Raw genomic sequence first — 12,868 nt, 5'->3', positions numbered from 1 at the left:
GCCCTGAGGTTCGAGGATGCCGTGCTCGACGATTTCGATCACGTAGACGTCCGACAAATCGGCCGCCTCACAGAATTCTGCCAGGTCCAGTTGAACGATCAGGGGGCTGCTCATGATGGGCTACTCCGTCGTCGGGTTCAGAAGTTCTCTCGCGGATTGAAGGCGGCTTTCTTCGCCAGTTCCTGCCACAGCGCCTTGACCTCATCGTCGGAGGCTTTGGGCATCACGGCCTTGAGCTGCACGAACAGATAACCGCGTTCGCCGGCCTTGTTCAGCAGGCCGTGGCCCTTGGCGCGCATGCGCTGGCCATTCTGGCTGCCGGCCGGGACCTTGAGGTTGATCTTGCCGGTCAGCGTTGGCACCGCCACTTCAGTGCCCAGCGCCAGCTCCCACGGTGCCAGGGGCAACGTGATGATCAGGTTCTCGCCTTCGACGTCGAATTTCGGATGCGGCGCAAACCGAATGGTCAGGTACAGATCGCCATTGGCACCACCACCGACACCCGGTGCGCCCTGGCCCTTGAGCCGGATGCGCTCGCCGTCGCTCACGCCGGCGGGAATCTTCACATTCAGGCTTTTCGGGGTATTGCTGACGTGCTGGCCGGCGGCGTTGTATTGCGGTACCTGGAAAGTGACCTTCTTCGATTCGTTCGAGAGGGTTTCTTCAAGAAAAATCCCCAGTTCCATTTCCACGTCTTGCCCTCTGCGTCCGCTGCTGCGACGCGACTGTCCAGCGCCAAAACCGGGGCCACGGTTACCGAAGATCGAACTGAAGAAATCCGAGAAATCGCCGGTGTCCTGACCACCGCCACCGAAACCGCCACGGCTCTGCCAGCCCGGTGGTCCCTGGAACGGCTGGCCATGCTGGCCATAACGGCGCAGGTCGTCGTATTCGGCACGCTTGTCGGCGCTTTTCAGGGCTTCATAGGCTTCAGAGGCGTCCTTGAACTTGGCCTCGGCGTCCTTTTCCTTGCTGACATCGGGGTGGTATTTGCGGGCGAGCTTGCGATAGGCGGCCTTGATCGCCTTGTCGTCCGCCGTCGGCTCCACGCCGAGAATCTTGTAATAGTCTTTGAAGTCCATCGCTCGAATCACCATCCGTTATCGAAATCGCGCTACCTGCCACAGCATGCGCCTGTTTGCAGCGCAGGGCTTGACCAATCTCAAGTTTGTGACCGGGCAGCGCATCAGAAGTTTATCGGCAGCGGGCGGGGCTTCTTGCGGTTGCCCCAGGCTGTCCGGTTGATGCAGGGTAGTTTGGGGGTGCCGAGGCATCTTTCAAGGCGCCGAAAGGCAAGATTTAGCGGATAGTCGGCCTTCGATTCTGTGCCGCACTGACATACACTGCGCGGCCGTTTTTTAACCGGAACTTGAAAGACATGAACAACGCATCTCCAGCCCGTGCCGTTGGTATCGATTTTGGCACGTCCAACTCCACTGTCGGCTGGCTGCGTCCCGGCGTGGAAACGCTGATCGCGCTGGAGGACGACAAGATCACCCTGCCGTCGGTGGTGTTCTTCAACATCGAAGAACGCCGCCCGGTGTACGGCCGGCTGGCGCTGCACGAGTACCTGGAAGGCTACGAAGGCCGGTTGATGCGCTCGCTCAAGAGCCTGCTGGGTTCCAAGCTGATCAAGCACGACACCAGTGTCCTGGGCACGGCGATGCCATTCAAGGACCTGCTCGGGCTGTTCATCGGCCAGTTGAAGAAGCGCGCCGAAGCCACCGCCGGTCGGGAATTCGAAGAAGTGGTGCTGGGGCGTCCGGTGTTCTTTGTCGACGACGACGAAATGGCTGACCAGGAAGCGGAAAACACGCTGGTGGACGTGGCCCGCGCCATCGGTTTCAAGGAAGTCTCGTTCCAGTACGAACCGATTGCCGCGGCGTTCGACTACGAGTCGACCATCGAAAAAGAAGAGCTGGTGCTGATCGTCGACATCGGCGGTGGTACTTCCGACTTCTCGCTGGTGCGCCTGTCCCCGGAACGCCGCAACCACGACAACCGTCACGATGACATCCTCGCCACCGGCGGCGTGCACATCGGCGGGACCGACTTCGACAAACAACTGAGCCTGCAAGGCCTGATGCCGCTGTTCGGCTACGGCAGCCGCATGAAGAGCGGCGCCTACATGCCGACCAGCCACCACATGAACCTGGCGACCTGGCACACGATCAACTCGGTGTACTCGCAGAAATCCACGCTGGCGCTGGGCAGCATGCGCTACGACATCGAAGACACCGGCGGCATCGATCGCCTGTTCAAGCTGATCGAGCAGCGCGCCGGGCACTGGCTGGCAATGGAAGTCGAAGAAACCAAAATTCAGTTGACCCATGCTGACAGCCGCCATGTGCCGCTGGACCGCATCGAACCCGGGTTGAGCGTGGAGCTGAGTCGCGCCCTGTTCGAATCGGCCATCGACAACCTGCTCGAACGCGTGCGCAACAGCGTCACCCAGTTGCTGGCGGACGCCGATGTGCGGGTCGATCAGGTGGATACGGTGTTCTTTACCGGTGGCTCGAGCGGCATCCCGGCACTGCGCAACAGCGTCTCGGCGATGTTGCCGAATGCGCGGCATGTGGAAGGCAACATCTTTGGCAGCATCGGCAGCGGTCTGGCGATCGAGGCTGCAAAACGCTACGGCCCGATGGGCTGATCCAGAACCGAGTTAATGATCGTTCCCACGCTCTGCGTGGGAATGCCGCCATGGACGCTCTGCGTCCGCTGTTGAGGCTGTGACGCGGAGCGTCACGGGATGCATTTCCACGCAGAGCGTGGGAATGATCGGGCGGGGTTACACCATCCCCACCTGCTTCAACTCACTCTTCAGATACGCGTAGTAGATCGGCCCCGCCACCACACCCGGCAGGCCGAACGCGGCCTCGAACACCAGCATCGCCAAGAGCAACTCCCACGACTTGGCACTGATCTGCCCGCCGACGATGCGCGCGTTGAGGAAGTACTCGAGCTTGTGGATGACGATCAGGTAGCCCAGCGCTGCCATCGCCACCCAGATCGACAGCGACAGGCCGACGATGGTGATCAGGGTGTTCGACATCAGGTTGCCGATCACTGGCAACAGGCCGAGCAGGAAGGTCAGGACGATCAGGGTCTTGGTCAGCGGCAGCTTGATGCCGAACATCGGCAGCACCACCGCCAGGAAGATCCCGGTGAAGAAGGTGTTGAGCAGGGAAATCTTGATCTGCGCGAACACGATGTTGCGAAAGGCCTGGACCAGCAGGTGCAGGCGATCGAACAGTGCGGCGGCCAGCGGCTTGCGCTTGGTCAGGTCGGGAATGCGCTGCAAGGCGATGATCGCGCCCAGCACCATGCCAATCAGCAGCGTCACGAACATGTGCGCCGCGTCCTTGCCCACCAGCTGCAAATCGCTGAGGTGCTTGCTGATCCATTCGCCAATCGCCACCCGGAACTCGGCGGCGCTGGCCGGCAGATAGGCGTCGATGAACGGCGGCAATTGCCCGCGTGCGCGGTCGACCACGCCCATGAATTTGTCCAGGGAAGCCCCGGGATTTTCTGCTTCGTGCAGCAGGAAGCTGATGGCGCCGGCGAAAACCAGCGCCAGCACACTGACAATCAACGTCCCCAGCAACGCCACTGCCAGCCAGCGCGCACGGCGCCCTTCGATCAACCGCTGCAACTGCGGGGTGAGCATGTTGACCAGTTCGAACACCAGCAACCCGGCCAGCAGGCTGGGCAGCAATCGCAGCGGGATAACCAGCAGCAGTCCGCCAAAAATAATGACCCAGCTGATGACCAGCAAAACTTGACGCTGAGAAAACGTTGGCATACAGCCTCAAAACGAACGGCGTAAAAGGATTGGCAGTCTGCCAGCGATCCGGTGTCAGCACTAGGGATTGTGTGGGGCGACCTTGGTCTGGGTTCTGGCTATTTTTTCTTCAGGCAATCGCTCATGAACGCCTTGCGCTCATCACCCTTCAAGGCCTTGGTGGCGGCATCGGCATTGCAGGTTTTCATTTTCTCTTGCTGCGGGGTCAAGGCTTTGCCGGCATCGTTGGCCGCCGGGGTGGCCTTGAGGCAATTGCTCATGAAGGCTTTGCGTTCATCGCCCTTGAGGGTTTTGGCAGTCGCCTCGGCGTTGCAGGTGGTCATCTTGTTCTGTTGGTCAGTGGCGGCGAAGCCCTGGGAACAGAGCAGCAAACCGATCATCAATAAAGGGGCACGCAACATTTGCATGGAGTTTTCTCCTTATCGCCGCACCAAGGGGAACGGCCTTGCTCTGGAGTGTAGACAACGCCTGTTACACCTTCCTGTTCGTCAAATGACTGCGTCGATACTGCTCCGGCGTGCACCCGGCTTGACGCTGGAACATCGCGATAAACGCCGAACCGGTGCTGTAGCCCATGTCGAAGGCAACGTCCTGGACACTGCGGTTGCTGTCCAGGGCCTCGATGGCGGCGAGAAAACGCACACGCTGGCGCCACTCGCCGAAGCTCATGCCCAACTCACGCACGAACTGCCGCGCCAGGGTGCGCTCACTGACATGAATCTGCGCGGCCCAATCCGCCAGGGGCCGGTTATCCCCGGGTTCGGCCTGCAAGGCTTCGAGGATACTCAGCAACCCGGCACTGCGGGCGTAGGGTAAATAGCACTCATGCACCGGCGCCTGCTTCAGTTGATCGACCAGCACTTGGGCCAGACGTTGGTCTGCCTCCTGCCTCGGCACCTTTACGTCCCGGGCAGCGAAGTCCTTGAGGATTGCCTTGAGGATGTCGCTGATGGCGAGGGTGCAGGCTTGTTGCGGTAAATCGGCGCACATCGTCGGCGCCAGGCACACCGCTCGATAATTGATCGGCTGATGGCTGTAAAAGCTGTGCTCAGTCTCGGGCGGCACCCACACTGCGTACTGCGGCGGCGACATGAAGCGGCTGCCGCCAATCTCCATGTGCAACACACCATGTGCCGAGTATTCCAGCGTGCCCCACGGATGCCGGTGGGCCGAGGCAAAGCGGTGCGCATCGAAATCGGCGTAGCGGAAATACACGGGGGCAGGCAGTTCGCTGAAATCCAGCAGGTCGATGTGTTTACGGGTCATGCTGTCCGGATTCAGGGGCAGGTTGTCTGGATTGAAGTATAGGCTCGTATCCAGACAGAGGATAATTGCCCTTCATTAACGTTCTGGTTTTTCCCGATGCAATACGCTTATCCCCTGTTGGCCATCTTTATCTGGGCCGGCAACACCGTGATCACCAAAATGTCGGCCGGGGCGATCTTCCCCGCCGAGATCGGATTCTACCGCTGGCTGCTCGCCGGTTTGTTGTTCACACCTTTCATGCTCAAACCGGTGATCGCGCACTGGCCAGCGATTCGCCCGAACCTGGGCAAGATTTTCATCCTCGGCGTGCTTGGCATGGCGGTCTATCAGAGCCTGGCGTACTTCGCCGCGGCCCTGACCTCAGCCACCAACATGGGCATCATCCTGTCCTTGATGCCGCTGATGTCGCTGGCCATGGCGATCATCAGCCTCGGCCAGCGCCTGACCGCCGGCGCACTGGCCGGTGCGGTGCTGTCGTTTGCCGGGGTGTTGGTGGTGGTGTCCTCCGGCAGCCTCGGCTTGCTGCTGGAACACGGCGTGAACCTGGGCGACGCGATGATGCTGGTGGCAACGCTGGCCTACGCGGTCTACAGCACCCTGCTGAAAAAATGGCAGCTGAAATTGCCGCCGCTGGTGTTGCTTTACTTGCAGGTGCTGGTGGCGGTAGTGGTGTTGTTTCCGCTGTTCCTCGCATCAGCGAAAGTCGGTCCGACTTTGCACAATATTCCGCTGGTGCTGTATGCCTGCCTGTTGGCTTCGATGGTCGCGCCACTGGCATGGATGCAGGCGGTGGTGCGCTTGGGGCCGAGTCGGACGGTGATGTTTTTCAATTTGCTGCCGGTGATTACTGCGCTGATCGCGGCGGTGGTGCTGCGTGAGCAGCTGGCGCTGTATCACTTGGTGGGCGGGGTATTGACGTTGGGTGGGGTGATTGTTTCCGAGCGTTGGACCACCGTGTTAGGCCGCAAGGTCAGCGTTGCCTGATTTGCCGCCATCGCTGGCAAGCCAGCTCCCACAGGTTTTCGGTTGCTCACAGAAATCACATCCGACACAAAACCTGTGGGAGCGTGGCTTGCCCGCGATGAACGATAACGCGATCTAAAGCCCGGCCGCTTTCAGCCGCGCCGCATGCTCCAAAAACAAACGTATCGGCTCGGCGCCCTTGCCGACCAATCCCAGTGACTGATTGACGATGTCGAAGTGATCCAGCGGAAAATCGTCGCCAATCACCGTTCCCAGGTGCGAGCTGTAGCGGCCGACCATTCCGTCGCAATGTCCGGCTTCGCGCACGAAGGTTTTGGCGAACAACCGGCAACTGCGGTTGGTGCCATCGAACAGGTTGCGCCCGCGATCGGTCTTGCCTGGTTGCAGAGTCCCGGACCAGGAGTAGTAACGTACCCCGTTCACTTCTTCCGGGCCGTGCCCGCCCCACGTCTCGGGCAGGCCCTGTGGATAACGCTGATTGAACAGCGCGACGCCTTCTGTGGTAAGTGAATGGTGCGATCCATGAACGTCCACCGGCAACTTCGGCCCGTGATAACCGGTATCGAGCAGACACATCAAGGCATTGATCACTCGCAACAACCAGCTCAGCAAGCGGCCCTTGAGACTGTCATGGGCATAGTGCCGGTGCAGGTAATCGGCCAGCTCCGAACCATGGTTCGGGCCCGCGACCGAAGTGACCGAGGCGACCAGGTCCGGACGTTTGGCCGCCGCGTATCGGGCGGTCAGCGAGCCCTGGCTGTGGCCGATCAGGTTGACCTTGTCGGCCCCGGTCTCGCGCAGAATCTCCTCGATCCGCGCCAGCAATTGCTCACCACGTACCTCGTTGGAATTGAGCGGCGACACCTGCACCGCGAACACCACGGCACCACCACGACGCAGCGCCTCGACGATGCCGTACCAGTACGGGTAGAGCACCAGACGGATAAACCCGAGCATTCCCGGGACCAGCACCATTGGATAACGCGGGGCAGAACCTTGCGACATGGGCGGACATCCTTGTGATCGAGAGGTGACGCAAGGCGTGATGCAAGACACCCGCCAAGCATCGCCAGCGAACATGACAACTCGACGACCAGTCTATGACATCCCGCCTACTTCAGCCCCGCCACTCCCGCCACGATCAGCCCCACCGACAGCAACTTGACAGCGGTCAGGCTTTCACCCAGCAACACAAACCCGAGAAACACCGTGCCCAGCGAACCAATGGCAGTCCAGATCGGGTAAGCGATGCTCACCGGCAACTCACGCATGGCCAGGGTCAGGAAGTAGATCCCGGCCACCGCCGCCACCACGGTGATCAGCGATGGCCAGAGCCGGGTGAAGCCCTCGGCGTACTTCATGCCCATGGCGAACGTGACTTCGAACCCGGCGGCGATCAGTAAAAACAGCCAGGCCATCTAGAACTCCCTGGCCAGCGCCAGCAAGCGCTGTTCGGCCTCGGCGGCGGACACCGCGAAGGTCCGCGCCTCGGACTCCTCGCCCTCGGCGGCGACCACGGTGACGTCGGTGATGCCAATGAACCCCAACACTGTGCGCAGCAACGTGTCGGCGTGATTCATGGCTTCCAGCTCACCGCCAGGGCCAAAACCGAAGCCGCCACGGCTGCTGATGATCAGCGCCTTTTTGCCCTGCACCAAAGGTTCGTATTGAGCCACGCCATTGTCCAGCGTGTGATTGAAGGTCAGGCCGAGCCGCACGATCTGATCGATCCATGCTTTGAGGCCGCTAGGCACGCTGAAGTTGTGCATCGGTGTAGAAATCACCAGCACATCGTGGCCGAGCAACTCCCCGACCAGCTCATCGCTGAACGCCAGATCCGCTTGCATCGACAAGGGGCGGGCCTCGGGCTCGGGATAAAACGCCGCAGCCACGAATGCTTCGTTGACCGGCGGAATCAACGCCCGACCCACTTCCCGGCGAGTCAATTGCACCTGCGGATTGCGCGCCTGCAACGCCGAAAGAAACACCTCGGCCAATCGCCGCGAGTGCGAACGTTCACCCCGTGGGCTGGCATGCACTGCAAGAATTTTACTCATCTGAATCTCCTCAAGGTCTAGACTGAAAACACAAGTGGCTGCAGATTGACGCGGACTGCCTCAGTCATTCAAATGAGCAAAAATCAGTCGGGATGAATCCATTTCATCCGTGGAGAAATCAATGTTTGCTTCGTTGCCGCTGACTGCCTTGCGCGCCTTTGAATCCGCCTCACGCCTGCTTAGCTTCAAGGCGGCCGCCGAAGAACTGTCAGTGACACCCACGGCGGTGTCCCATCAGATCCGCTCGCTGGAAACCTGGCTCGGGGTGCCGCTGTTCGAACGCCTGCCCCGTCGGGTGCGCCTGACTGAATGCGGCGAACGGCTGTTCCGCAGCCTGCACGGTGCTTTTCTCGATGTGGCGCAAAGCGTCGATACCCTGCGCCCGCAACGCAGCGGAACCAGTCTGACGATCTCCACCACCGCTGCTTTCGCCGCCCTTTGGCTGGTCCCTCGCCTGGGACGTTTCTATGCCCGGCACCCGAATATCAACGTACGCCTGGACACCCATTGCGAAGTTATCGACCTGCATCAGGACGCCAGCGTCGATCTGGTGGTGCGCTACAGCCTCGAAACATATCCCCATCTTTATGGTTCATGCCTGTTCGATGAGTCCTTCGGCGTCTACGGCTCGCCAGAACAGGTGGCGCTGGCGTCAACCCGAGCACCGACGCTGATCAGCGTGCATTGGCATAACTCCAAGCTCTATGCCCATGGCTGGGAGGCCTGGTGCGCGCAGTCCGGCGAAACCTGGCTGGCCGGCCAACCCGCCGTGCGCGAATACGACGAAGAGCATTACGCCCTGCAAGCGGCCATCGCCGGGCAGGGCCTGGTGTTGGCGAGCAATATCCTGGTGTCGGAAAGTGTGGCCAGCGGATTGTTGCTGGCTTATCGCGGTGACGTGCAAGTGGATGGCGCCGGTTACAGCGCGTTATGCGTGCCGGGACGCGAGCGACATCCTCCGGTGCGGGCGTTTTTTGCGTGGTTGAGGGAGGAGGCGCTGGCGTCGGGGCATGCCTTGGCATGAGACTGCCCTTTCGCGAGCCTCGATTATTTTGTCGGTTTGACGGTCACCGGCGCCTTGCCCGATTTCATCTGCTCCAGCAACGGCGCGCACTGATTCGGCTCGCCGCCACTCGGTGCCACCAACGCCAGCAGCCCCGCTGCGGGTGCAGCAATCACCCCCAACGCCACCATCCCGGCCCCGCGCAACATCAACGGCACTGCTTTCACACCTGCATCCGGCTTGATGAACTTGCCACGCACGTACAGCGGCGAACGTAACGAAATCAAACGCCAGCCCTTGGACTCCGGCGTGATGGTCAAGTCCAGTTGCTCAGTGGCCATGTTCGCTGTGCCATCGATATAGATGATCGCGTTCTCGGTATCGAAGACGAACAGGCGCGTGGTCGCCAGACCATTCTTGATGTCGAAGTCAGAGGCTGCGCAGTTGATCTTCACTTCCTTGTCACCGAAGATTTTGCCGACCACGTAGTTACCGACGTTCAACCCCGCCAACTCCATCAATTCGCGGCTGATGGCGCCATCGTTGATCAGCATTTTCAAGTTGCCGTTGGCACTGCCCAACAACGCGGCCACCGAATTGCCGCGACCGGTGATGTCGGCGTCGCCATTGAGCTCGCCGAAACTGGTTTTCATCGGCTCGAAGGTCGGGAACAACTGCTTGAGCTTGAAACCGCGAGCAGTGATTTTCGCCCGCCCTTCCAATGGCTCGGTGTGACCATTCAGACGAATCTGCGCCTCCAGGTTACCGCCAGCCACACCGAAGCGCAGCGGTTCGAGACTGAGCACGCCATCGGTCAGCACCAAGTGCGTGTAGAGATCGTTGAAGGGCAGTTTTTCGCTATGAACGATGCGTTTGCCGGTGAACTCGACGTCGGCATCCATATCGCGCCAGCGGTCGGTCTTGAACGCTTCGACCGGCAGCACCTTGTCCGCCGGCTGTTTGCTGTCACCGCCACGGGCTTTCTGCTTGGCATTGGAGTCGGCACCGATCAGTGGGGCCAGGTCAGCAAACAGCAGTTGGTTAGACAGCAACGAGCCGCTGAGCTTTGGTCGTGGCTGACCCGCGACGTAAGTCAAATCGCCGTGGATGTCACTTTCGCCAATCTTGCCGTTGAATGCTTCATAACGGAACACCGCCCCGCCAGGCTCATGCAACTTGGCGATCAAGTGGCCGTCAGTGGCGTACGGCGGCGTATCCGGCAAGGTAACGCCGGTCAACGGGTAGAGATTACCCAGGCTGGTGCCGGCCAATTTGAGCTGTAAGTCCAGAGCGCCCAGGCTCATCGGATCGGTCAGGGTGCCGGCCAGTTCGACGCTGGTATCGCCGATTTTCGCCTGTGCCTGAAGTGGAAATGGCCTGGTCGCATCCTGCAGTGCCAGCAGACCACCGATCTTGCCTTGACCGGCGAGTGTCTGGCCGTGGTATTGGCCTTTGACCTTCAGGCCAAACGCGTAGTCCATCGGCGCGCCGCCCCGCTGCGAAGCGTTTTTCGCGGCTTTGACACCGACGATGTCACTGAAGGGAATCGGCTTGCCCAACGGGTCGATCAACAAGTCGAGCTGCGTCTTCAGGTTTTGATCGTCGAGGGTGACATGGCCCTTGTCGAAGCCTATGGCACCGATATCAACGACCCACGGGGAAGGTTCGGCGTTCGGGTCCTTGGGGTCGAACCTGAACACCCAGTTGGCACGCCCGTCGGCCAGGCGCTGCAGTTTGGCATTGGGTTCAGTGAGATCGATGCGCGGGATGACCACACGCTGCCCCAGCAAGGCCAACGGCGAGATGCGCAGCTCAACCCGTTTGAGACTGGCCATCTGCGGCGTTTTCGACCAGTCCGGGTTGCCAAGGGTCAGGTCTTCAGCCACGACATGCGGCCACGGCACCCAGGCCCGCCAGCCGCCTTCGTCGAGCTCGCGACGCCAGATCACCGCCAGGTTGCCGTTGATGGCGAATGGACGATGTAACTCTTCGGAGACTTTGGCGTTGAGGGGGGGCTTGATCCGGTTCCAGTCGAAAAACACGATGATCAGCACCAGCACAGCCAGTAATACAACGAGACTGGCCAGGGACCAGGTGAGAATTCTACGGGTGCGCGTCATTGCACAAAGCTCCTGATACAACTGAACGCCCCGACGGCGACGCCCATGAGAAACGCCGGGCCAAAACCGACCCGCTATGGAATCTACGACTGAAAAACGCTCGGCAGGTTTAATCGAATAACCGATTTTGCCGCAACCACCCCTTCACTTGCGCTCTCTTTTCGCCCTCAGCGTTACCGGGCCCGCACTTTTGCGCGGCGTGAGTGAGTCGAAAATACCCACCGCGGTGCAAAAGCACCGCCCGCAAAGCCCCGATCTACAAGGCCTGCAGAGAACAATCAATTCCGTTGATTATTACCATTGCGTTTATGAACTTTTATATCGACTTATCGAGAGTAGCATTGCCCTCGTACCCAATTTATTGCCCTCCTACGGAGCACCTCATCATGAAACGCCAATTGCTACTCAGTCTTACCCTCTCAATGCTGGCCAGTACGGCTTTCGCCCTGCCAGCCGCTGAACAGGCTACTCCACAAGCCAAAGATCACCACTCGGTATTCAGCCAGACTGTCGCTGCCGATGGTTCTGACCGCACGCCGGGCCAAACTCTGGCTGAAGGCGGTAACGATCGCCTGAAAGAAAAAAACCTGATCACTGAAGACGGCTACGACCAAACCCCACAAGGTCAAACGGTTGCCGCTGACGGTTCCGACCGCACGCCGGGCCAAACCCTTGCAGCCGATGGCTCCGACCGCACTCCGGGCCAAACCCTCGCCGCTGACGGCTCCGATCGCACTCCTGGCCAAACCCTCGCCGCTGACGGCTCCGATCGCACTCCTGGCCAAACACTGGCCGAAGGTGGTGGTGATCGTGTGATCGAACGCAACAGCACCATGAGCTAAGCCCCATGGCCGCCCTGAAAAAAAGCCCAATCAGCGGATTGGGCTTTTGACTGTCTGGATATTGCGTTTGTAACAGCCGAATTCTTCCCCGCTCGATCTCCCTATCCTCGTTCGACGCCAGCGAAGCCGATTTGCTAGAGTGCGCCGCTGTCTACTTCAGAAAACACCCTTGCAATGCTGCCCCGCGCCGAACAGAAACAACAAACCCGCAACGCCCTGATGGACGCTGCTCGCCATTTGATGGAAGGCGGCCGAGGATTCGGCAGCCTGAGCCTGCGTGAAGTGGCGAAAACCGCCGGGATCGTGCCCACCGGTTTCTACCGGCATTTCGCCGACATGGACGAACTGGGCCTGGTGCTGGTCAGCGAGGTTGGCCAGACTTTCCGCGAAACCATTCGCCTGGTACGGCACAACGAGTTTGTCATGGGCGGCATCATCGATGCGTCGGTGCGGATCTTTCTCGATGTGGTGTCAGCCAATCGTTCGCAGTTCCTGTTTCTCGCCCGCGAACAATATGGCGGCTCGTTGCCGGTGCGCCAGGCCATCGGCCGCTTGCGCGAAGACATCAGCTCCGACCTGGCCGCCGACCTGTCGCTGATGCCCAAGCTGCAACACCTGGACATCGCCGGGTTGAGCGTCATGGCCGACCTGATCGTCAAAAGCGTGTTTGCCACATTGCCCGACATCATCGACCCGCCGGCCGAGGCGCTGCCTGAACACTTGACGCCCCAGGCGAAGATCACCCAGCAGCTGCGCTTCATCTTTATCGGCCTCAAGCACTGGCAAGGGCT

General features: G+C 60.3%; 13 protein-coding genes and 1 pseudogene. 5 read left to right on the top strand and 9 right to left on the bottom strand.

What is annotated here, in order from left to right; translation table 11 throughout:
* Positions 1 to 114 (bottom strand): annotated as a pseudogene (locus tag D8V06_RS06675) (chaperone modulator CbpM); the annotation flags it as partial.
* A gap of 23 nt (positions 115 to 137) precedes the next feature.
* Positions 138 to 1,082, bottom strand: a complete 945-nt coding sequence (locus D8V06_RS06670; protein WP_130930652.1) for a DnaJ C-terminal domain-containing protein — start codon at positions 1,080 to 1,082, stop codon at positions 138 to 140.
* Positions 1,083 to 1,378: 296 nt separating this feature from the next.
* On the opposite strand from D8V06_RS06670, the gene D8V06_RS06665 reads away from it, so the two are divergent.
* Positions 1,379 to 2,653: an Hsp70 family protein gene (locus tag D8V06_RS06665; protein ID WP_130930651.1), complete on the top strand. Its 1,275-nt coding sequence runs from the start codon at positions 1,379 to 1,381 to the stop codon at positions 2,651 to 2,653.
* 138 nt (positions 2,654 to 2,791) lie between these two features.
* Here D8V06_RS06665 and D8V06_RS06660 read toward each other — a convergent pair whose 3' ends face one another.
* From D8V06_RS06660 to D8V06_RS06650, 3 genes are all read right to left on the bottom strand, one after another.
* Positions 2,792 to 3,805, bottom strand: coding sequence for a hypothetical protein (locus tag D8V06_RS06660; RefSeq protein WP_056852421.1), 1,014 nt, complete (start codon positions 3,803 to 3,805; stop codon positions 2,792 to 2,794).
* 98 nt (positions 3,806 to 3,903) lie between these two features.
* The gene (locus tag D8V06_RS06655) at positions 3,904 to 4,212 is read right to left on the bottom strand and encodes a PsiF family protein (protein WP_056852420.1); all 309 of its coding nucleotides are present in this window, start codon (positions 4,210 to 4,212) and stop codon (positions 3,904 to 3,906) included.
* A gap of 64 nt (positions 4,213 to 4,276) precedes the next feature.
* Positions 4,277 to 5,071: a helix-turn-helix transcriptional regulator gene (locus D8V06_RS06650; RefSeq protein ID WP_056852419.1), complete on the bottom strand. Its 795-nt coding sequence runs from the start codon at positions 5,069 to 5,071 to the stop codon at positions 4,277 to 4,279.
* A 96-nt stretch (positions 5,072 to 5,167) separates the two neighbouring features.
* Between D8V06_RS06650 and D8V06_RS06645 the strand changes: the two genes are divergently transcribed.
* Entirely contained in the window at positions 5,168 to 6,055 is an 888-nt protein-coding gene (locus D8V06_RS06645; RefSeq protein ID WP_056852418.1) for a DMT family transporter, read from the top strand.
* Positions 6,056 to 6,169: 114 nt separating this feature from the next.
* Here the strand turns inward: D8V06_RS06645 and D8V06_RS06640 are convergent, their stop codons facing one another.
* The 3 genes from D8V06_RS06640 to D8V06_RS06630 form a co-directional block, all read right to left on the bottom strand.
* Positions 6,170 to 7,060 carry a triacylglycerol lipase gene (locus tag D8V06_RS06640; RefSeq protein WP_056852417.1) on the bottom strand — a complete coding sequence of 297 codons (891 nt, stop codon included), beginning with the start codon at positions 7,058 to 7,060 and terminating at the stop codon, positions 6,170 to 6,172.
* 107 nt (positions 7,061 to 7,167) lie between these two features.
* Positions 7,168 to 7,473: a multidrug efflux SMR transporter gene (locus tag D8V06_RS06635; RefSeq protein WP_056852416.1), complete on the bottom strand. Its 306-nt coding sequence runs from the start codon at positions 7,471 to 7,473 to the stop codon at positions 7,168 to 7,170.
* A complete protein-coding gene (locus D8V06_RS06630; RefSeq protein ID WP_130903989.1) occupies positions 7,474 to 8,112 on the bottom strand; it encodes an NAD(P)H-dependent oxidoreductase in 639 nt (212 codons plus the stop codon). It lies immediately after the preceding gene.
* A gap of 109 nt (positions 8,113 to 8,221) precedes the next feature.
* Between D8V06_RS06630 and D8V06_RS06625 the strand changes: the two genes are divergently transcribed.
* Entirely contained in the window at positions 8,222 to 9,136 is a 915-nt protein-coding gene (locus tag D8V06_RS06625) for a LysR substrate-binding domain-containing protein (protein WP_162250566.1), read from the top strand.
* 23 nt (positions 9,137 to 9,159) lie between these two features.
* Here the strand turns inward: D8V06_RS06625 and D8V06_RS06620 are convergent, their stop codons facing one another.
* Complete coding sequence (locus D8V06_RS06620) at positions 9,160 to 11,235, bottom strand: AsmA family protein (protein WP_130903987.1); 2,076 nt, start codon at positions 11,233 to 11,235, stop codon at positions 9,160 to 9,162.
* Positions 11,236 to 11,621: 386 nt separating this feature from the next.
* On the opposite strand from D8V06_RS06620, the gene D8V06_RS06615 reads away from it, so the two are divergent.
* Together D8V06_RS06615 and D8V06_RS06610 are read left to right on the top strand one after the other, a co-directional pair.
* Entirely contained in the window at positions 11,622 to 12,077 is a 456-nt protein-coding gene (locus D8V06_RS06615) for a hypothetical protein (protein ID WP_056852412.1), read from the top strand.
* Positions 12,078 to 12,251: 174 nt separating this feature from the next.
* Positions 12,252 to 12,868 (top strand): TetR family transcriptional regulator (locus tag D8V06_RS06610; protein WP_130930650.1); only part of this gene is annotated, 617 nt, incomplete at its 3' end.

It is taken from the genome of Pseudomonas sp. Sample_24, from assembly GCF_004307605.1.
Lineage (GTDB): Bacteria > Pseudomonadota > Gammaproteobacteria > Pseudomonadales > Pseudomonadaceae > Aquipseudomonas.
This window is presented reverse-complemented; position numbering and strand designations above follow the sequence as displayed.

Coding starts and splice junctions, on each gene's coding strand:
- D8V06_RS06660 (WP_056852421.1), bottom strand. CDS start 3,805: ATGCCAACGTTTTCTCAGCGTCAAGTTTTGCTGGTCATCAGCTGGGTC.
- D8V06_RS06670 (WP_130930652.1), bottom strand. CDS start 1,082: ATGGACTTCAAAGACTATTACAAGATTCTCGGCGTGGAGCCGACGGCG.
- D8V06_RS06645 (WP_056852418.1), top strand. CDS start 5,168: ATGCAATACGCTTATCCCCTGTTGGCCATCTTTATCTGGGCCGGCAAC.
- D8V06_RS06630 (WP_130903989.1), bottom strand. CDS start 8,112: ATGAGTAAAATTCTTGCAGTGCATGCCAGCCCACGGGGTGAACGTTCG.
- D8V06_RS06655 (WP_056852420.1), bottom strand. CDS start 4,212: ATGCAAATGTTGCGTGCCCCTTTATTGATGATCGGTTTGCTGCTCTGT.
- D8V06_RS06650 (WP_056852419.1), bottom strand. CDS start 5,071: ATGACCCGTAAACACATCGACCTGCTGGATTTCAGCGAACTGCCTGCC.
- D8V06_RS06620 (WP_130903987.1), bottom strand. CDS start 11,235: ATGACGCGCACCCGTAGAATTCTCACCTGGTCCCTGGCCAGTCTCGTT.
- D8V06_RS06615 (WP_056852412.1), top strand. CDS start 11,622: ATGAAACGCCAATTGCTACTCAGTCTTACCCTCTCAATGCTGGCCAGT.
- D8V06_RS06665 (WP_130930651.1), top strand. CDS start 1,379: ATGAACAACGCATCTCCAGCCCGTGCCGTTGGTATCGATTTTGGCACG.
- D8V06_RS06640 (WP_056852417.1), bottom strand. CDS start 7,060: ATGTCGCAAGGTTCTGCCCCGCGTTATCCAATGGTGCTGGTCCCGGGA.
- D8V06_RS06635 (WP_056852416.1), bottom strand. CDS start 7,473: ATGGCCTGGCTGTTTTTACTGATCGCCGCCGGGTTCGAAGTCACGTTC.